21 protein-coding genes and 3 tRNA genes are annotated in these 18,968 nt (G+C 64.3%); 9 read left to right on the forward strand and 15 right to left on the reverse strand.

From position 1 onward, the window contains the following. Positions 1-51: 51 nt before the first annotated feature. The 3 genes from J4G32_RS01095 to J4G32_RS01105 all read left to right on the forward strand — a co-directional run bounded on the left by J4G32_RS01095 (position 52) and on the right by J4G32_RS01105 (position 3,092). Positions 52-717 carry a CvpA family protein gene (locus J4G32_RS01095; RefSeq protein ID WP_210483180.1) on the forward strand — a complete coding sequence of 222 codons (666 nt, stop codon included), beginning with the start codon at positions 52-54 and terminating at the stop codon, positions 715-717. A gap of 113 nt (positions 718-830) precedes the next feature. Continuing rightward, positions 831-2,318 carry an amidophosphoribosyltransferase gene (gene purF, locus J4G32_RS01100; RefSeq protein ID WP_210483182.1) on the forward strand — a complete coding sequence of 496 codons (1,488 nt, stop codon included), beginning with the start codon at positions 831-833 and terminating at the stop codon, positions 2,316-2,318. A gap of 33 nt (positions 2,319-2,351) precedes the next feature. Further along, on the forward strand, positions 2,352-3,092 hold the full coding sequence (locus tag J4G32_RS01105; RefSeq protein WP_210483184.1) for an SDR family NAD(P)-dependent oxidoreductase: 741 nt from the start codon (positions 2,352-2,354) through the stop codon (positions 3,090-3,092). Here the strand turns inward: J4G32_RS01105 and J4G32_RS01110 are convergent, their stop codons facing one another. The 4 genes from J4G32_RS01110 to J4G32_RS01125 all read right to left on the reverse strand — a co-directional run bounded on the left by J4G32_RS01110 (position 3,093) and on the right by J4G32_RS01125 (position 6,144). After that, entirely contained in the window at positions 3,093-3,299 is a 207-nt protein-coding gene (locus J4G32_RS01110; RefSeq protein WP_210483186.1) for a hypothetical protein, read from the reverse strand. 101 nt (positions 3,300-3,400) lie between these two features. Continuing rightward, the gene (der, locus tag J4G32_RS01115) at positions 3,401-4,759 is read right to left on the reverse strand and encodes a ribosome biogenesis GTPase Der (protein WP_210483188.1); all 1,359 of its coding nucleotides are present in this window, start codon (positions 4,757-4,759) and stop codon (positions 3,401-3,403) included. A gap of 9 nt (positions 4,760-4,768) precedes the next feature. Continuing rightward, a complete protein-coding gene (locus tag J4G32_RS01120; RefSeq protein ID WP_210483196.1) occupies positions 4,769-5,440 on the reverse strand; it encodes a tetratricopeptide repeat protein in 672 nt (223 codons plus the stop codon). Positions 5,441-5,550: 110 nt separating this feature from the next. Beyond that, complete coding sequence (locus tag J4G32_RS01125) at positions 5,551-6,144, reverse strand: NnrU family protein (RefSeq protein ID WP_210483198.1); 594 nt, start codon at positions 6,142-6,144, stop codon at positions 5,551-5,553. A 294-nt stretch (positions 6,145-6,438) separates the two neighbouring features. Here J4G32_RS01125 and J4G32_RS01130 point away from each other — a divergent pair, with 294 nt between their 5' ends. From J4G32_RS01130 to J4G32_RS01145, 4 genes are all read left to right on the forward strand, one after another. Beyond that, entirely contained in the window at positions 6,439-7,059 is a 621-nt protein-coding gene (locus J4G32_RS01130; RefSeq protein ID WP_210483200.1) for a TRAP transporter small permease subunit, read from the forward strand. 41 nt (positions 7,060-7,100) lie between these two features. Further along, positions 7,101-8,987, forward strand: a complete 1,887-nt coding sequence (locus J4G32_RS01135; RefSeq protein WP_210483202.1) for a TRAP transporter large permease — start codon at positions 7,101-7,103, stop codon at positions 8,985-8,987. A gap of 55 nt (positions 8,988-9,042) precedes the next feature. Then, positions 9,043-9,738 (forward strand): VIT1/CCC1 transporter family protein, encoded by a 696-nt coding sequence (locus J4G32_RS01140; protein WP_210483204.1) that lies wholly within the window; start codon positions 9,043-9,045, stop codon positions 9,736-9,738. A 131-nt stretch (positions 9,739-9,869) separates the two neighbouring features. Further along, positions 9,870-10,199 carry a hypothetical protein gene (locus J4G32_RS01145; protein ID WP_210483206.1) on the forward strand — a complete coding sequence of 110 codons (330 nt, stop codon included), beginning with the start codon at positions 9,870-9,872 and terminating at the stop codon, positions 10,197-10,199. A gap of 781 nt (positions 10,200-10,980) precedes the next feature. Here the strand turns inward: J4G32_RS01145 and J4G32_RS01150 are convergent. The 6 genes from J4G32_RS01150 to J4G32_RS01175 form a co-directional block, all read right to left on the reverse strand. Continuing rightward, positions 10,981-11,057 (reverse strand) — tRNA-Arg (locus J4G32_RS01150). Positions 11,058-11,293: 236 nt separating this feature from the next. After that, complete coding sequence (locus tag J4G32_RS01155) at positions 11,294-11,599, reverse strand: ETC complex I subunit (RefSeq protein ID WP_210483208.1); 306 nt, start codon at positions 11,597-11,599, stop codon at positions 11,294-11,296. Positions 11,600-11,634: 35 nt separating this feature from the next. Then, positions 11,635-11,711 (reverse strand) — tRNA-Pro (locus J4G32_RS01160). Positions 11,712-11,774: 63 nt separating this feature from the next. Beyond that, on the reverse strand, positions 11,775-12,194 hold the full coding sequence (locus J4G32_RS01165) for a DUF192 domain-containing protein (RefSeq protein WP_246504818.1): 420 nt from the start codon (positions 12,192-12,194) through the stop codon (positions 11,775-11,777). 61 nt (positions 12,195-12,255) lie between these two features. Then, positions 12,256-12,873 carry a cold-shock protein gene (locus J4G32_RS01170; RefSeq protein ID WP_210483225.1) on the reverse strand — a complete coding sequence of 206 codons (618 nt, stop codon included), beginning with the start codon at positions 12,871-12,873 and terminating at the stop codon, positions 12,256-12,258. A gap of 121 nt (positions 12,874-12,994) precedes the next feature. After that, complete coding sequence (locus tag J4G32_RS01175; protein WP_425515484.1) at positions 12,995-13,765, reverse strand: SIR2 family NAD-dependent protein deacylase; 771 nt, start codon at positions 13,763-13,765, stop codon at positions 12,995-12,997. Between the two features lie 47 nt (positions 13,766-13,812). Here J4G32_RS01175 and J4G32_RS01180 point away from each other — a divergent pair, with 47 nt between their 5' ends. Next, on the forward strand, positions 13,813-14,799 hold the full coding sequence (locus J4G32_RS01180; RefSeq protein WP_210483226.1) for an acetyltransferase domain-containing protein: 987 nt from the start codon (positions 13,813-13,815) through the stop codon (positions 14,797-14,799). A 7-nt stretch (positions 14,800-14,806) separates the two neighbouring features. On the opposite strand, the gene speB is transcribed toward J4G32_RS01180, so the two are convergent. The 3 genes from speB to J4G32_RS01195 all read right to left on the reverse strand — a co-directional run bounded on the left by speB (position 14,807) and on the right by J4G32_RS01195 (position 17,647). After that, the gene (speB, locus tag J4G32_RS01185; protein ID WP_210483228.1) at positions 14,807-15,826 is read right to left on the reverse strand and encodes an agmatinase; all 1,020 of its coding nucleotides are present in this window, start codon (positions 15,824-15,826) and stop codon (positions 14,807-14,809) included. A 19-nt stretch (positions 15,827-15,845) separates the two neighbouring features. Then, positions 15,846-17,045, reverse strand: coding sequence for an ornithine--oxo-acid transaminase (gene rocD, locus J4G32_RS01190; protein ID WP_210483230.1), 1,200 nt, complete (start codon positions 17,043-17,045; stop codon positions 15,846-15,848). A 98-nt stretch (positions 17,046-17,143) separates the two neighbouring features. Then, a complete protein-coding gene (locus tag J4G32_RS01195; RefSeq protein ID WP_210483232.1) occupies positions 17,144-17,647 on the reverse strand; it encodes an Lrp/AsnC family transcriptional regulator in 504 nt (167 codons plus the stop codon). 226 nt (positions 17,648-17,873) lie between these two features. Here J4G32_RS01195 and J4G32_RS01200 point away from each other — a divergent pair, with 226 nt between their 5' ends. Further along, complete coding sequence (locus tag J4G32_RS01200; protein WP_210483234.1) at positions 17,874-18,503, forward strand: 2-dehydro-3-deoxy-6-phosphogalactonate aldolase; 630 nt, start codon at positions 17,874-17,876, stop codon at positions 18,501-18,503. Positions 18,504-18,509: 6 nt separating this feature from the next. Here the strand turns inward: J4G32_RS01200 and J4G32_RS01205 are convergent, their stop codons facing one another. Next, positions 18,510-18,743, reverse strand: coding sequence for a DUF6894 family protein (locus J4G32_RS01205; RefSeq protein ID WP_210483236.1), 234 nt, complete (start codon positions 18,741-18,743; stop codon positions 18,510-18,512). Positions 18,744-18,827: 84 nt separating this feature from the next. After that, positions 18,828-18,902: transfer RNA gene (locus J4G32_RS01210), tRNA-Glu, on the reverse strand. Positions 18,903-18,968: the final 66 nt, after the last annotated feature.

Here is an 18,968-nt window from a genome sequence, read left to right on the forward strand (position 1 = left end):
CCTTGAACCCGCGAAGGCGGCTTACATCCTGTTTCTGCGTTAGGCTGGCTCATGCCCTTTTCTATCTTGGATCTCGTTGTCCTCGGCGTCGTTGTGATCTCGGCCCTTCTGGCCGCCGTGCGAGGCTTCACCCGCGAGGTTCTGGCCATCGTCGCGTGGGTCGCTGCGGCAGCTGTCGCCTGGTACCTGCACCCGGCGATCCTGCCGATGGCCCAGCAATACATCCACAACGGCACCATCGCGCTGGTCGCTTCCATCGGCGCGGTGTTCGTGGTGACGCTCATCGTGGTGTCGATCATCACGGTACAGATCTCCGACATGATCCTCGATTCGCGCATCGGCGCGCTCGACCGGACAATGGGTCTGTTCTTCGGCGCGTTCCGCGGCTTTCTGATCTGCGTCATCGGCTGGGCCTTCATGGGATGGCTGCTGCAGGGCAAGAATCCCGAATGGGCGGCGACGTCCAAGACCCGACCGGCGATGGAGAACACCCGCGACAACATCATCGGGATGCTCCCGGAGAATGCCGAGGCCCTGCTCCAGCGCCTGCGCGAAAAGGGCGTGACGCCTGACGCGGAGCCGGCCGAGCCGGCCGAGCCCGATCCGCAGCGCACCACCGTTCCGCCGGCGGGATCGCGCCCGGCAGCCCCGCCGGCATCGGCCACGCCTCCGGCAGCGACACCTCCGGCCGCGCGTCCCTTGCAGCCACGCGGATAGCCGTTTGCGCCCATCGCATGGGGAGTCACCGGAATAGGCATTGGCGGCCGGGGCTCCGCCGACTACATAGGGGGCTCGCCCGCCCGATGAGTCCGCATCCCAGGGAAATCAAAATGTCCGCTTGGTCAGAAACGTCGCAGGTCCAGCCCAAAGCGGTCGACCTCGACCTCGAAGGCGATACCCTGCGTGAGGAATGCGGCGTCTTTGGCATCTACGGTCACCCGGATGCCGCAGCGATCACCGCTCTCGGTCTGCACGCGCTCCAGCATCGCGGGCAGGAGGCCGCCGGCATCGTCTCCTTCGACGGCCACGTGTTTCACCTCGAGCGCCGGCTCGGTCTCGTGGGCGACGGGTTCTCCGATCGTGCGGTCATCGAACGTCTCGAGGGCCTCCAGGCCATTGGCCATGTGCGCTACTCGACGACCGGCGAGACGATCCTGCGCAACGTCCAGCCGCTCTTTGCCGAACTCGACGGCGGCGGCTTTGCGGTGGCCCATAACGGCAACCTCACCAACGGCCTGACGCTTCGGCGCAATCTCATCCGCGACGGCGCCATCTGCCAGTCGACCACCGACACCGAGGTCATCGTCCACCTCGTCGCCCGCAGCCGCGAACGCCGCGTCATCGACCGCTTTATCGAGGCCATCAAGCAGATCGAGGGCGCATTCTCGCTGGTTGCCATGACCAACAAGAAGCTGATCGGCGCGCGCGACCCGCTGGGCATCCGTCCGCTGGTGCTCGGCGAACTGGACGGGCGCTATATTCTCGCCTCCGAGACCTGTGCGCTGGACATCATCGGCGCGCGCTTCGTGCGCGACATCGAGAACGGCGAGGTGGTGGTGATTTCCGACGAGGGGATCGAATCCTATCGCTTCGCGCCCGAACAGCCTGCCCGCCCCTGCGTGTTCGAGTACATCTACTTCGCCCGTCCCGATTCCATCGTGAACGGCCGCAGCGTCTATGACGTGCGCAAGAACATGGGCCGTGAACTCGCCTTCGAATCGCCCGCCGACGCGGATGTCGTCATCCCCGTTCCCGATTCCGGCGTGCCGGCGGCGCTGGGCTTCGCGCACAGCTCCGGCCTGCCTTATGAGCTCGGCATCATCCGCAATCACTATGTGGGCCGCACCTTCATCCAGCCGACGCAATCGGTCCGCGAACTCGGCGTGCGGATGAAGCATTCGGCCAATCGCGCGGCCGTCGAGGGCAAGCGCATCGTGCTGGTGGACGACAGCCTCGTGCGCGGCACCACCTCAGTGAAGATCGTGCGCATGATGCGGGAGGCCGGAGCCAAGGAGGTGCATTTCCGCATCGCGAGCCCGCCGATCACGTTCCCGGATTTCTACGGCATCGACACGCCGGAGCGGGACAAGCTGCTCGCAGCGACCCATAACCTTGAAGAAATGCGCCAGTATATCGGCGCGGATTCGCTGGCCTTCCTGTCCGTCGAGGGTCTTTACCGCTCCATGGGAGAAGTCTCGCGCAATGCCGATCAGCCGCAATTCACCGATCATTGCTTCACCGGCGATTATCCGACCGCGCTGACCGATCTGTCGATCGCCACGCCGCGACGCATGTCCCTGCTGGCGGAAGCCGATTAGCCTGACGCTGCTGTCTCGAAAGCTCCGAACGCCATGACCAAGCCCCTTCTGAACCGCGTCGCCGTGGTGACCGGCGCCTCGCGCGGCATCGGCCGTGCTGCTGCCCTCGCCCTTGCGGAAGCCGGCGCCCATATCGTGGCGCTTGCCCGCACGCAGGGCGCGCTGGAATCCCTCGACGACGAAATTCGCGCCAGAGGATCCAGCGCGACGCTGGTGCCGGTCAACATGAAGGATTTCGAGGCGCTCGACCGCCTTGGTGCGGCCATCCACGAACGCTGGGGCAAGCTCGACATCCTGCTCGGCAACGCGGGGATTCTGGGTGAACTCGCCCCCATCACCCATATCGATCAGGCGGTCTGGGACGAGGTGATGGCCATCAACGTGACGGCCAATTACCGCCTGATCCGCTCCCTCGACCCTCTGCTGCGCGCGTCCGATGCCGGCCGGGCGATCTTCGTGTCCTCCGGGGCTGCCCACAAGGCCACGGCCTATTGGGGGCCTTATTCCGTGTCCAAGGCAGCGCTCGAAGCGCTCGTTCGGACCTATGCGGCCGAGACCGTGACCACGCCGCTCAAGGTGATGCTGGTCAATCCGGGGCCGCTGCGCACCAACATGCGCCGCGCCGCCATGCCGGGTGAGGATCCCCTGACCCTGAAGACGCCCGACGATCTGGCCCCGCATATCCTTGCCCTCGCCCTGCCCTCGTGGGCCGAGACCGGCAAGATCTGGGACTTTCGCGAGGCGAGAGTGCTGACGCCGCAGATGCCCGCCTGATCAGGTCTCGACCCGGCTCTGCAACATGGCCCAGAGAACCGAATGGGCACGGGTCGTCGATCCGTTACGGACGATATCGGGCACCGGGCGCGACACAACTGATCCTGACTTTCTCTGCCGGTCGTTGTCGGCATCCGCGTAGGCGGACGTAAATCCTCCGACAACAAGAAGGCTTGCAGCCACAACGGCCTTCGACACGGTGCTCATGGACAACTCCTCCGGGCAGCAGGCGAAACATCGCCGACCCCGAAGAGGCGCTGTAATTATGTTGCAAGTGTGTCGATAGGGAAAGCGGGACTTTCAGCGCCTTACCACTTCGACTTCTTCTCCTTGTCGAACGGGTTCGCGCCCATGCGGAGCGAGATCCGGATCGGCACGCCGGGAAGATCGAAGGATTCGCGCAGCTTGTTGACGAGGTAGCGCGAGTAGGATTTCGGCAAAGCATCGAGCTGGTTGCCGAAAATGGCGAAATGGGGCGGACGCGCCTTGATCTGCGTCATGTAGCGGATCTTGATGCGACGGCCCGACACTGCCGGCGGCGGATTGGTCTCGAGCGCGTCGGCCAGCCACTGGTTCATCTTGGCGGTCGAGATGCGCCGGTTCCAGGTCTCATAGACCTGCAGCACGGCTTTCATGAGCGGGTCGATGCCCGTGCCGGCAAGTCCCGACAGCGGTACGATCGGCGCGCCTCTGACTTGCGGGAGGAGCCGGGTCGCCTTCTCCTTGAGCTCTTTCAGAAGTCCCTGCTGGTCGGCAACGAGATCCCACTTGTTGACGCCGATGACGAGGGCGCGGCCCTCGGTTTCCACCAGGTCGACGATGGACAGGTCCTGTTTCTCGAACGGGATGGTGGCATCGAGCAGGATCACCACCACTTCGGCGAACCGGATCGCCCGCAGGGCATCGGCGACGGAAAGCTTTTCCAGCTTGTCCTCGACGCGGGCGCGCTTGCGCAGGCCGGCGGTGTCGAACAGCTTGATCTCGCGCCCGTGCCAGCTCCAGTCGAGGGAGATGGAATCGCGGGTGATCCCCGCTTCCGGCCCGACGAGCAGGCGGTCTTCGCCCACCATCCGGTTGATGAGGGTCGACTTACCCGCATTCGGGCGTCCGACGATGGCGACCTTCAGCGGCTTGTCGGGCGCATCCTCGTCGTCCTCCGGCTCCGCGTTGGGATCAGGGAAGAACGGCATCAGGGCTTCGAACAGGTCGGACAAGCCCTCGCCATGCTCGGCCGAAAACGGGATGGGATCGCCAAGGCCGAGGGAGAAGGCCTCATAGGCGCCAGCGAGCCCCGCTCCGCCCTCGGCCTTGTTGGCCACGAGGATGACGGGCTTGCCCGACCGGCGCACCATTTCGGCGAACGGCCGGTCGGCCGGCAGAATGCCGACGCGGGCATCGATCACGAACAGGATGACATCCGCGTCCATGATCGCGGCCTCGGTCTGCGCGCGCATGCGACCGAGGAGCGATTCCTCCGTCGCCTCTTCGAGGCCGGCGGTGTCGAGAATGCGGAATTCGAGGTCGCCCAGATGCGCATCGCCCTCGCGGCGATCGCGGGTCACGCCCGGCCGATCGTCGACGAGCGCGAGCTTCTTGCCGACGAGGCGATTGAAGAGGGTCGATTTGCCGACATTCGGCCGCCCGACAATGGCGACGAGGGGCGTCATGTCATGTCCTCACTGCGTGACTTGCACAGGTCCACCCGCCACAAGGGCAGTATAGATGGCCAGGCGTTGTTTCAGGGACGGCGGCGTTTCGCGGTCGGCGGCGATCTGGTCGAACCACTTGCCGGCAAATTCCATCTCGCCGGTCTTCAGGCCGGACAGGCCGAGCAATTCGCGGGCCGAGTGCCGCCACGGATTGGTCGGGACCGCCAGACGCTCCAGCGCCGGACGCACCACCGAAGGCTCGGCGGTGTCGAGGCGCAGCCACGCGGCGCGAAGCCGCGCGAGGTCCTGCCAGACGGATGGGATCTTGGTGTCGGCAGCCAGCGCGTCATAGGCGCTTGCCCCGTTCTCCGCGCTGCCGTGGCCGAGCTCGGCTGCGAGGCGGAAGCGCGCCAGCAGGCCGTAGCCGCCGTCCGCGTCCTTGGCCAGGGTCTCGAACGCGGCCTCGGATTCCGGCCCCTTGTCTTCCCGAGACAGGCGCAGCGCATCTTCATAGCGCGCGCCGGCGGCCTGCGATTTCGTTTCCGCAAGGTGCTCCCAGTAGCGCCAGCCTCCCACGAGGGCGAGCACAAGCACGGCCGCGCCGATGATCACGCCGTTGTAGCGCTTCCAGATCAGGGCGATCCTGTCGCGGCGGTATTCGTCGTCGACCTCGCGGATGAACTCTTCGTTGGGAGCCATGGTTCTGCTGCGGCCGAGCCGCCTCCTTTATCGAAGAGGGTCGCCTATCACACAGCCCTTGCGAAGGCGAGGGTTTGATTGCGGCGGCGGTGACACGGCAGGCCCCTCGCCTATCCTCGCATTGCCAGCACGGGCACGCCGATCAACAGCGGGTGAAGCCACACCACGAACAATCCATAGACGATCGACCCGATGGCAATCGCCAGCAGGTCGTTGCGGATCCCGTGCGGCGCCGCCAGGGGTGCCCCGTGGGGTACGCCCTCATCCCGACGTTTCGCACTGATGCGGGCCAGCACCGCCCAGACCAGAAAGGACCCGAACAGCAGGATTGAACCGAGATCGCCATTGGCGAGGAGATGGGCCAGCGCCCAGATTTTCACGGCCGTCAGCATCGGGTGCTTGAGCCTCGCCTTGATCCGGCCCGGCAGATAGGCGGCGGCAAAGCACACGGAGGACACCCAGACCAGCAGCAGCGCCAGGTGGCGCGTCCAGGTCGGCGGGTCCCAGACCGGGATATAGCCCGCCGCGCGGTAGCGGCCGAACCCGACGGAGATGAGGATGATGCCGAGAAGGGACGCGAGGGAATAGAGACCCTTGTAGGGACCTTCCCCGACCTTCGCGACCAATCCCGCCCGCGCTCCACGGGCCATGGTGAAGGCATGAACGCCCAGGAAAACGAGTAATCCGAGAATAAGGACGGTCACTAATCAGATCTCCCAGGAGATGGACGCGACTGGCGCCCGAGTAAAACATGACGAATCACACAGACATTATTCAGGAGAGAATGCCATTCTATTAGGCGGCCACCACACTTGATTGCATGCTCACGACCTTTTACGGGCTCACTATTCCTCATCGGTAGCCAGCGCTACTCAATCGACCACGGCCCCCGCCTTAAGTCGAGTGTGCGTATCGCCCTGAGGGGCTAGCGCGGCGCTGCCGATTTCGATAGCTAAAAGTTCAAACAATACTGACGACGAGGTCAGGGGGAGAGACGGATGGAAACGCTCCTGAGAATATCCCGCGCGATCGACGCGTTCAATGTGCGGATCGGAAAGACCGTCGCCTGGGCGATCGTCGTCGCCATCCTGGTCTCGGCGATCAATGCCTTTATCCGGCGCATCTTCGGGGTTTCGTCAAATGCCTGGCTCGAGCTGCAATGGTACCTGTTCGGTGCCGTGTTCATGCTCTGCTCGCCGTGGACGCTGAAAGCCAACGAGCACATCCGCATCGACATCATCTCCAATATGCTCCCCAAGCGGCGCCGGGACGGGATCGACGTGCTGGGCCACATCTTCTTCCTGTTTCCGTTCGTGGCGCTGATGATCTATCTCGCCGTGCCCTATTTCTGGCGCTCCTATCTGTCGGGCGAAGTGTCGTCCAACGCCGGCGGGCTTCTCATCTGGCCCGCCAAGGGCCTGATCCTTCTCGGCTTTCTGCTCCTCGGGCTTCAATGGTTCAGCGAGCTGGTCAAGCGCATCGCCATCATGCGCGGAGACCTTGCGGACGATGCGCCAACCGGCCACAGCGCGGAAGCCGAGGCCGAGCGGCTTCTCGCGGAACTTGCCGATCCTGTTGCGCCGCTGGGCGGTGAGCCTCCGGGCGACGGCATCCGATAAGCGGATGGACGCCTTGTTTTTCCTTTCCGGAGTTTCCGTTCATGGCTGAGTTTATCGCCCAGAACCTCGCGCCGATCATGTTCGCGGCGCTCGTGATCTTCCTTCTTCTCGGCTACCCTGTTGCCTTCTCGCTGGCTGCCAACGGCCTGCTGTTCTTCTTCCTCGCGGTCGAGCTGGCGCCCCTCGCCCCGCAGACCATCACCCTCTCGTGGCCCCTCCTCGGCGCGCTGCCCGACCGGGTCTTCGGCACCATGTCGAACGAGGTGCTGCTGGCCATTCCATTCTTTACCTTCATGGGGTTGATCCTGGAGCGATCCGGGATGGCCGAGGATCTGCTCGACACCATCGGCCAGCTGTTCGGACCCGTCCGCGGCGGTCTCGCCTTCGCGGTGATCTTCGTGGGCGCGCTGCTTGCCGCCACCACCGGCGTGGTCGCGGCCTCCGTGATCTCCATGGGCCTGATCTCGCTGCCGATCATGCTGCGTTACGGCTACGACCGTCGCCTCGCCTCGGGCGTGATCGCGGCCTCCGGCACGCTGGCGCAGATCATCCCGCCATCGCTCGTTCTCATCGTCATGGCCGATCAGCTGGGTCGCTCGGTCGGCGACATGTACGAGGGCGCGTTCCTGCCCGGCATCATCCTGGCCGGCCTCTATGCCGGCTACGTGGCCCTGATGGCCCTGATCTTCCCGAAATCTGCTCCCGGCCTGCCGCAGGAGGCCATCGGGTTCCGGGAGCCGGACGGCTCGCGCGGCGTCTGGCAGCTCGGCGTCCTTGTCGTCTTCTCAGGCTTCGTCGGCTACTACGTCCTGTCGCAGACGCAAACCAAGTCCGGCGCCGATTTCGTGATCCTGACCATCTGCGTGGCAACTGTGGTGGCGTTGATCTGCGCCCTCATGAACCTGATGCTGGGGGCGCGCCGGGTCGTCATCTCGGCCGTGCTGGTGGCCGCGCTCATCGCCCTCTACATAGCCCTTCACCGGACGGGCTACGAATCCCTCGCCCTCCTGATGGAGATGATCCTCGCCGGAGCGTTCTACGCCCTCATCGTCGGCCTTCTCGAGAAGGTGACCGGCTTCCGGCTGATGTCCCGCATGGCCGTGCAGACCACTTTCGTGATGGTGCCGCCGCTTCTGCTGATCTTCCTGGTGCTGGGCACGATCTTCATCGGGCTCGCCACACCCACCGAAGGCGGCGCGATGGGCGCGCTTGGATCGCTGATCCTGGCGGCAATCAAGCGCCGGCTGGACAACAATCCGAACCGCTTCAACTGGCTGCTGGTGCGGCAGGCGACGGAGGCGACCGCCAAACTCTCCGCCTTCGTCCTGTTCATCCTGATCGGCGCGCGCGTCTTTTCGCTGACCTTCTACGGTGTGAACGGCCATATCTGGGTCGAGCACCTGCTGACTTCGCTGCCGGGCGGCTCGACGGGCTTCCTGATCTTCACCAACGTGCTGGTCTTCTTCCTGGCGTTCTTCCTCGACTTCTTCGAACTGGCCTTCATCATCGTGCCCCTGCTTGGCCCACCGGCCGAAAAGCTCGGCATCGACCTGATCTGGTTCGGCGTGATCCTCGGCGTGAACATGCAGACGTCGTTCATGCATCCGCCCTTTGGGTTCGCGCTGTTCTTCCTGCGATCGGTCGCCCCGAAGGTTCCCTATCTCGACCGCGTCACCGGCAAACGCATGGAGCCGGTGACCACGGGACAGATTTATTGGGGTGCGGTGCCGTTCGTGATCATTCAGGTCATCATGGTGGCGATCGTCGTGATGTTCCCGCAGATCGTCATGCACTACAAGGGAAGCGGGGTCACGGTCGATCCCGCCGCCGTGCAGAAGAGCCTCGACAACATTCTCATGCCGGGGCTGGCACCCGGTGGCGACGGCGGGTTGCCTGGTCTCAATTTCGACGCTCCGAAGAGCCCCTGACGCGGGCGATGCCTTCGGGGTGAGCGTGCAGCGCCTCTCACTCCGGAGTCCAACCATGACGCGTCTTCACACCGAACGCCATCTCGTGTCGCGCATCGGCTGGCTGCGGGCCGCGGTCCTCGGCGCCAATGACGGGATCGTCTCGACTGCAAGCCTGATCGTCGGCGTGGCGGCTGCGGCGACCGCCAGCTCGGAAGTGCTGGTGGCCGGGATTGCCGGCCTCGTCGCGGGCGCCATGTCGATGGCGGCCGGCGAATACGTGTCCGTCAGCTCGCAGGCCGACACGGAGAAGGCCGACCTCGACCGGGAACGCGCCGAGCTTGCGGCACAGCCAGAATTCGAGCGCGACGAATTGGCCGACGTCTATGTGAAGCGCGGAGTCGAGCGGGCGATTGCCTTGAAGGTCGCCGAGCAGATGATGGCCAAGGACGCGCTGGGCGCACACGCCCACGACGAACTCGGCATCAGCGACAGCACCACCGCCCGGCCGATTCAGGCGGCTTTGACGTCGGCTGCCACCTTTTCTGTCGGGGCTGCCATGCCACTGCTCATGGTGCTGGTCTCGCCGACCCGATATCTCGTGCTGCTGGTATCCGTCGCCTCCCTGTTGTTCCTCGCCCTGCTGGGCGCCATCGGCGCGCGGGCGGGCGGTGCCAACGTGGTCCGCGCAACCATTCGCGTGACCTTCTGGGGCGCATTGGCCATGGCCCTGACCGCGGGCATCGGCGCCCTCGTCGGGAGGGCCGTTTAGGCACCTGCAGGGGACTGGCTGGGTCTCGGCTCTCTCCCTCAGGACAACAAAAGCTGCAACCCGTCGCGGACTTGCGACCAGCGCAAGAAGTCTTTAATCGAACATTATAACAATAATGTTGGAGAGAGTCGGTGTTGCAGCGGTTCAAGACCCGGTGGAGCGGAAGCACCCGCCGGGAGAAGATGATTCTCGTGTCAGCTCCGATCATGGCAGGCCTTCTCACGGGTCTCTTTGCGGCCAGCCGCACCCCACCCCTTGACCGTACCGCGTTCCTGAAAGGCTGCCTCAAGGGGCAATATCCCGGCATGGATGCGAGCGGCCTGCAGCGCTATTGCGAGTGCGCTGCTGACAGCATCACGCCCGAGATGCTGATCCCTGCCCGCACCGACCCACCGCGCCTGACCCCGGAACTCAGCCGCCTCACCCAGGCCTGCGCCCGCAAAGCAAACGGCGGGGGTTAGACGGGGGTGCTCCGCAGGCCGCGCCGCATGGGTCTGGGGCAAGGGCCTCAGCGGCTTGACAGCGCCTTCGCGTGATCGAGCCGCAGAGGCGGCTTCATGCCTCTGCGGCTGTGATAGGTGAGTGAGGACGCGGGACGCTCTACGACCATTCCGGCAGAAGCGGCATGAGGGTCCCGCAGTTCTGCGCTGGGCGCTATGGAAGAAAATTGCCATGGCATTGACGGTAAGATTGCAGCGATGGCGCTGTTGATGCTGCTCACGCTGCCCTTGCAGCAGCAGGTGCATGATTGGAGCATATCACGCCGTCCCAATGCCGAGAATTCCGAAGGACGCAACCAAAGATGACCGCCTAACCTCTACTTTGAGAGGCGCCAAACCAAGCAAGCATGCAACCCACATCTGAACCTCCCTCTCGGCGTCGCGAAACGGTGGTTCCATTTCCTAGAAGCTGAACACCCATTTACTAGAAAGTGGAAGCTGCCGAGCATTGAGCTACGATAAAACGATATTCCCATCTTGCTATAGCGTAGCTTCTGTAGGGCGAGGTAGAAACGATGCAACGGCTAGACGTGTTCATGGGAACGGTTGGATCGGTGGCAGCACTTGTCGCTGCTGGCTTGTTTCTTTACGCATCCCGGTTCGAGGTGCGGGAGAACCTCGATACGATGGTTCCCGAAATCCAGCGCATCGGGCGATGGAATGCGTACGGATCAAGAGCCGCATTTGTCGGCGCTTTGTGCGCTTCATACGTGTTCGCGCGACAGAGCGGCTGGATTTGAGGTGGCGACCCCTGCAGGACTTGAACCTGCGACCGTCGGTTTAGAAAACCGATGCTCTATCCAGCTGAGCTAAGGGGCCTTTGGACACTGCGGCAGTAGCAGTTGCTCAAATTTTATCGGCACGCAAGATAACCGTACGATCTGAAAAGACCTTCTATCCCTTTTCTCCAAGGGCACCCAGTAGTACAGCCTGGTGGTTTTTTATCATCCTGCTTCACCGCTGATAACGATAAATAATTCTGATTCACAGATACTGCCTAGAAGGCAGTTGCTCTATCCAGCTGAGCTAAGGGGCCTTGGGATTTTGGGCTGGGCTCAGTGAGTCCAGGGGCCGACGCGGTTGAACTTGAAATTGTCCGAATAGGCCATGGGACGGCGCTTGATATCCTGCGGCTCCTCGACCCGGTAGGCGATGCCCTCGCGTTGCGCGTAGGCGATGGCCTCTTCGCGGGTGTCGAACCACAGGCGCAACTGCTGACGGGTGTCGCCGGAACTCGTCCAGCCCATGAGGGGCTCGATCACCCGGGGCGCATCCTGATCGAAGGCCAGGAGCCATTGCTTGGTACGGGCCATACCGGACTGGGCTGCGGATTTGGCCGGCTTGTAGATCCGTGCTGCCATGGCGTTCGGTCTCTCATATCGTCTTCAGGCGAGGATGGTCGGGGCGGCAGGATTTGAACCCGCGACCCTCTGGTCCCAAACCAGATGCGCTACCAGGCTGCGCTACACCCCGACATCATCGCCTCAGCGGGTGTTGGCTATCACGACCCTTGCGGTTTCAGCAAGCGCCGCGGCGTCAGTGTTTGAACATCCCATGCTCAATTTTGTCGCCAGCCTTGATTCCGAGCCTGGCGGCGGTGCCGGCATTCAGCTCCAGGACCGCCAGGATCGGCTCGCCGGAGGGGATGGTGCGCGTCGAGAGCGGTTCCGTATTGGCCGCGATCCGCGCAATCGTACCATCGGGGCGAACGAACAGCATGTCGAGGGGCAGATAGGTGTTCTGCATCCACATGCTGACCGGGGCGACGCGGCCGAAATCGAACAGCATTCCCTGGTTTTCAGGCATCGCCCGGCGATACATCAGGCCCTGGGCGCGATCGGCGTCGTTGCGGGCGACCTCCACCTGAAAGCTCTGCCGTTGGCCGCCGGCGCCGACGATGGACAGGGCCTCCATGGCCTGCGCATAGGCGAGTGCGCCGAAGGCGAGGAAGGCCATCCCGGCCGCCGTAGCAGCGGGAACAAACCGCCTGGAAAATCCCGGTTTCATGGAGAGCCGATCAGTGAGAAAGGGGAAGGGCCGTATCGGTGAGCCGCACCTCGGCCGCCATCAGCCCCTTGGAACCGTCGCCGAACCGTACGAAAACCTCGTCACCCGGCTTCAATTCCATGATGCCGTAACGGCGAAGAGTTTCCATATGAACGAAGATGTCCGGCTTGCCCTCGCCCTGGGTGAGGAAGCCAAAACCGCGCAGGCGATTGAACCACTTGACCGTGGCCGCCTCGAGACCGCTGGTCGCGACGACTTGCACATGGGTGCGGGGAAGCGGGAGTTCGGACGGGTGCAGCGCAGTCGATTCGTCGAGAGACAGCACGCGGAACGCCTGCAGGCCTCGCGGCCGCTGGACGGCCTCCACCACGATCCGCGCACCCTCGTTGGCGATCTGGTGGCCGTCGCGGCGCAGGCAGGTCACGTGAAGGAGAACGTCGGGCATTCCGTTATCGGGCAGGATAAAGCCAAATCCCTTGGCCACGTCGAACCACTTGATCCGACCACTGACCTGAATCAGCTCCAGCGCCGCGTCTGCGGTACCGTCCTGCGTGACCTCGCGACGGTGATGATCCTGGGATCCGTCCTCGCGGAGATCGAACGATCGTGACCGAAAATCGCTAGCCATTTACAAACCCGAACTCAAACAAAACGCCGATTCTGACTGTCAGGATAACATTGTCCTGATTCTGGGGAAGCCCTGAAACGCGCTTTGGTGGTCGAACTTTCCCGAGCATACGCGAATCAGCTCAAAGTTCACTGGCAATTCGGGACAGGACCGGCCCAATTTCTCCTGCAATCACAAGGTCTGCCTGCCCGTCCAGGGGCGTCGGCTCCCGGTTGACGATGACGAGACGCGCGCCGTTTTCCTTCGCCAGGGAGGGGAGACTCGCGGCCGGATGCACCACGAGGGAGGATCCGATCACGAGAAAAAGGTCGCTCTCAAGCGAAAGCGTCAGGGCTGCCCGGAGCTTCGCCTGGGGCATCGCCTGGCCAAAGGAGATCGTCGCCGATTTCACGATCCCGCCGCAGCTCTTACACACGGGCGGCTCGCCGGAAGCCTCGAAAGCCAGGCGGATGTCGGCAAGTTCGTGGCGGCGGTCGCAGGACAGACAGGTGGCGTAGCTGCCGTTCCCGTGCAGTTCGATCACCTCGTCGTCTCTCAGCCCCGAGGCCTGGTGCAAGTTGTCGATGTTCTGGGTGATCACCGCCGTCATCCGCCCTCCCGCGACGAGGCTCGCCAGCGCCGCATGGCCGCGGGTTGGTCGCGCATCGCGATAGAGGTCGTCCATGGTGAATTTGCGCCGCCACGCTTCCCGTCGCGCGGCCGGATTTTCCAGAAACAGCCCGAACGGGATCGGCTTGTTCTGCATCCACGGGCTTCCCGGGGAGCGGAAATCCGGCACCCCGCTCTCGGTCGAAATTCCGGCGCCGGTAAACCCCGCCATTCGGCGTGACTCACCGATGAAGCGCAGCAGAGAAGCAATTGACGTTTCGAACGGATCGGGCATGACACTCATATAGGCGCCTTCGCTTTCACGTCACGCCGTTCCATCGGATCACAGCCTTGACCCTCTCGCCTGAACCCCTCGCCGCCCCGTCCCGGGTTCGCTGGGACGTCATCGACGTCGCCCGCGGCGTCGCGATCCTGGCGATGATCGTCTATCATTTCGGGTGGGACCTGAGCTTTCTCAAGCTCATCGAGACCAACCTCATCACCCTGCCGGCCTGGCGCTGGTTTGCCCGGGGAATCGCGGGCTCGTTCCTGTTCCTGTCCGGAATCGGGCTGGTGCTCGCCCATGGGCGCGGCATCCGGTGGCGGCCGTTCCTGCGGCGTCTCGCCATCGTGGGCGGCGCGGCGCTGCTGGTCACGGTCGCAACCTATTTCGTATTTCCCGACAGCTTCATCTTCTTCGGAATTCTGCACTGCATCGCGCTGTCCAGCATCCTTGCCCTGCCCTTCCTGCGCGCTCCGCGCTGGATCGCGGTCGCCGTTGCGGCTTTCGTGCTGGCAGGACCCTGGTTGTTCACCGGGGCGGGATGGGACAGGCCTGTGCTCGACTGGCTTGGGCTCGGCGCCTTCGATCCTGTGACCAACGACTATGTGCCGATCTTTCCCTGGTTCGCCCTCGTCCTGCTGGGCACCGTCTGGGCGCGGACGTTCATGCTCGTGCACCAGGCGCCGCAACCGGCTCCCTGGCAGGCCTCGGGGGCGACCGGGCGCGGCCTGATCTGGGCGGGCCGGCACAGCCTGCCGATCTACCTGCTGCACCAGATTGTCCTGCTCGGGTTTCTCTTCGGCGTCCTGCAACTCACCGGACCGAACGCCGCCGTGGAAGCAAAGCCGTTCGTTCTCGAATGCGAATCCACCTGCCTCCGGCAGAATGCCGAGCCCGCCACGTGCCGCTCGGTCTGCGGCTGCGTCGTCACCGGCCTTCGGCGCGACGGACTCTGGGCCCGGGTTCTGGCCAACGACGTCGACGATGAGGCCCGCATGCGGGTCTCCCGGCTAACCCAGCAATGCCTGCGCGAAGCGCCGAAAGCTGCGCCCTAGCTGACCGTCAGCGGCCCGCCGCACGCTGGGATCGGGATTCAGCCAGCAGACAGAGAAGTTCGAAGGCCATCGCGGCCCCGACCAGTGCCGTGTTGCCGGTCTGGTCGAAAGGCGGCGAGACTTCAACCATGTCTGCACCCACCAGATGGAGGTGTCGCATCCCGCGCACGAGCTGGAGGGCTTCGCGGCTCGTCAGGCCGCCGATTTCAGGAGTGCCCGTGCCAGGCGCGAAGGCCGGATCGAGGGAATCGATGTCGAAGGTGAAATAGGTCGGCGCCGACCCGACAACCCGGCGGGCCTCGGCGATCGCATGGGCGACGCCCTTTTCGCCGATCTCCTCCATGTCGATGATGCGGATGCCCTGGTCGAGTGCCCATTGACGCTCGTCGGCAGCGTACATGGTGCCGCGAATGGCGATCTGGACCATGCGCTGCGGATCGATCACGCCGTCTTCGATGGCCCGCCGGAACGGCGTTCCGTGGGTGAGCTTCTGGTTTCCGAAAAAGGTGTCGCCAGTGTCGCTGTGCGCGTCGACGTGGATCAGGCCCAGCGGCTCCCCGGCGCCCAGGACGCGCAGAATCGGATAGGAAACCAGGTGATCGCCGCCGATCGAGAGGGGCGTGATGCCCGCCTGATGAAGATCATGGATGAACCTGTCGATCCGGCCCAGCGTATCCTCCACGTTGATGGGGTTGACCGGGATGTCGCCGATATCGGCACAGACGCACAGGTCGTAGGGCGCCACGAGCGTGCCGTCGTTCACGAGGCGCATCAGCGAGGAAGCCTCGCGTACCTGTCGTGGGCCGAGGCGGGTGCCGGGCCGGTTGGTGGTCGCCCCATCGAAGGGAATTCCCAGCAGCGCGATTTCGATCTCGCCCGCGGCCAGCTGTGGCGAAATATGCGGCAGGCGCATGAAGGTCGCAATTCCCGCAAAGCGAGGCACGACCATGCCGGACAGAGGCTGATAGGCCTGAAGGCGCTGGGCGCGGTTCAGGCGGGGCTGTGCGGCGTCTAGGTGCGGGGTCATTGGTGAAGCTCTTTCCCGGTCAATGGAGGGCGCGGCCGAAGACGCGTTCCACGCGCTCCATGCCCCAGTCGATTTCCTCACGGGTGATCGTGAGGGGCGGCGCAAAACGCAGGACCGTCCCGTGCGTGTCCTTGGACAGGATCCCCTCCGCCAGCAGCGCGTCGCACACCAATCGGGCGGAGACGACCGCCGGATCGACCTCGACGCCGACCCACAGCCCCTTGCCCCGGACATCGGTGACGAAGTTGCTGCGGATGCCGCGCAGGCGGTCTTTCATATATTGCCCCAACGCGGCACTGCGTTCGACAAGATTTTCGTCCGCGATGATCGCCAGCGCTTCGGAACCGATCCGCGCCGCGAGCGCATTGCCGCCGAAGGTCGACCCGTGCGACCCGGGTGTAAAAACCGCCATGACCTCGCGCGTCGCGACGAAGGCCGACACAGGATAGACCCCGCCGCCAAGCGCCTTTCCGAGGATCAATCCATCGGGAAGAATGCCATCGTGCTGATAGGCGAACCAGCGCCCGGTGCGACCGAGGCCCGACTGCACCTCATCGAGGATCAGCAGGACGTTGTGACGATCGCAGACCGCGCGAAGGTCGCGTAGATAGCCATCCGGCGGGACGACGATGCCGGCCTCGCCCTGGATCGGCTCGATCAGCACGGCGCAGGTCTCCGGCGTGATCGCTTCGGCCACCGCCTGCGCATCGCCGAAAGGCACGGAGCGGAAACCGCCATCGTAGGGTCCGAAATCGTCGCGGTAGGATGGATCCGACGAGAACCCGACGATGGTGGTGGTCCGGCCGTGGAAATTGTTCTCCGCCACGATGATCTGGGCGCGGTCCTTCGAGATGTTCTTGACCCGGTAGCCCCATCGTCGGGCCGCCTTGATGGCGGTCTCGACGGCTTCTGCGCCGGTATTCATGGGCAGCGCCATTTCGAGACCGGTGAGGCTCACCAATGTCTCGAGAAACGGACCGAGAAGCTCCGTATGATAGGCGCGGCTGGTCACCGCAAGCCGGGCCGCCTGGTCCGCCATCGCAGCGAGAATGCGCGGGTGCCCGTGCCCGAGGCTGACCGCCGAATAGGCGCTCATCATGTCGAGATAGCGCTTGCCCGCGCGATCGCTCGCCCAGACCCCCTTCGCCTCGTGCAGGACGACGGGAAGCGGGTCGTAATTGGCTGCTGTGACGATTTTCTCGCGTACGATGCTATCCATGGGCGCCTCCGGGAGAAAGCTTAGCGCTCAGGCGGTATCGATGAGGTCGAATCGGGTCGCGGGCCCAGCCAATTCGGCTGTGGGGCTTGGGCGGCCTGTCAGTCTCGGCTGTCGGCCACCGGATAGCCGTCGAAGCTCTTCAGGGTCTTCAACACGAAGGTCGTGTGGATCCGCCCGATGCCGAAAGCCGGATCCGCCAGAAAAGCGCCCGTCAGCGCCTCATAGGCCGAGAGGGTCTGCGAGACGATGCGCGCCACATAATCGTGCTCGCCATTGACGACCTGCAGTTCGACCACTGCCGGATGGGCGCAGAGCGCCCGCTCGAGACGCTGGCGGACAGCGGCCGACGGATCGCGCATGGTGATGCCCGCATGCGCGATGATGTCGTGGCCGAGCCAGGACGGCTCGACGAGGGCCGCGTAGCCCCGGATGACGCCCTTCTGCTCGAGACGCTTGACGCGCTCGAGGCATGGCCGCGGCGACAGGCCTACTTTCTCCGACAGAGCCTGATAGGTCATGCGCCCGGCCCGCGTCAGGGCATCGAGGATCGAGAGATCGATTCGATCGAGAACGGCTCTCGGCTGGCGTGCGGGCGGCTTCATGGCTCTTCTCGCGTGATGGCGCGGCGCCTGCGGAGGCACGCGCCCGGTCTCCCGGCGTCTGTATCGCACGGCCGGAGATCAATCAAAGGCGAAGACGCTGACCTCCTCATCGTCTCGGGGCGGTTGAAAGCTGCCGGCTTGTCAGCCAACAATGCAAGGACGGCATTCGCGCAATCGGGCGCGCCCTGCGTCCCCGCCTGAAGCGAGTCTTTCGAAAAGGAACTGAATGGTGCTGCGCGATTATCTGGCCGATCTCCCCCTCGTCGCCATCCTGCGCGGATTGCGGCCCGAGAATGCCGAGGCCGTCGGAGCCACGCTGGCGGAGGCCGGCTTCCGCATCATCGAGGTGCCGCTGAACTCGCCCGATCCGTTCAAGAGCATCCAGATCCTGGCCCGCACCCTGCCATCCTCGGTGCTGGTAGGCGCCGGCACCGTGCTCGATCCGGAGCACGTCAACGGCGTTCTCGACATGGGCGGCAAGCTCATCGTGATGCCCCATGCGGACCCGGCGGTGATTCAACGGGCAAAACAGTTGCGGATGATCTGCACGCCGGGAGTCGCCACGCCGACGGAGGCTTTCGCGGCCCTGCATGCGGGTGCGGATGCGATCAAGATCTTCCCGGCCGAGGCAATCCCGCCCCAGATCGTCAAGGCGTGGCGGGCCGTGCTGCCGCCCGACGCCCTCGTGATCCCCGTGGGCGGCATCCGGCCCGAGACGATGAAATCCTATGTCGACGCCGGCGCGAACGGATTCGGGCTCGGCTCGGCCCTCTTCACGCCCGGACTTTGCGTCGATGAGATCGCTCGGAACGCCCGCGCCTTCGCCGATGCGTGGAAGGCGCTGAAGCCGGCCTGAGAGGCCTTAGCGGCCGCGCCCGCTGCGCTGTCCCCGAAAGAACGGGACCGTCAGCAGGCGCCGCCCGCTTTCATCCGCAATCTCGAGTTCGATATTGCCCGCGTCGGAGAGCTGATCGCGCAGCTCCTCGACGGTGGCCAGCGCTTCGGCCCGCGCCGCATCGAGATCGGGAAGCTCGATCCCCTCGTCATCCTCATCGAGATCATAGCCATCGCGGATGTTGAAATAGAAGCGGGGCATGGCGGCACTCGGTTTCGCGCGTTGAATCGGCCCTGGGCCGACTCAGAGCCTGGGCGTGACGGACATTTTGGTAAAGGGGAAAAGTGGCGCGGCCTAGGGGAGTCGAACCCCTCTCCCCAGCGTGAAAGGCTGGTGTCCTAACCGATAGACGAAGGCCGCGCATCGGGGCAAAGCCGCCGAAGTGGGCGGACATATAGATGGCTTCCTCCGGCTGGGCAAGCGCAA

Source organism: Microvirga antarctica (assembly GCF_017921815.1).
Classification (GTDB): Bacteria; Pseudomonadota; Alphaproteobacteria; order Rhizobiales; family Beijerinckiaceae; genus Microvirga; species Microvirga antarctica.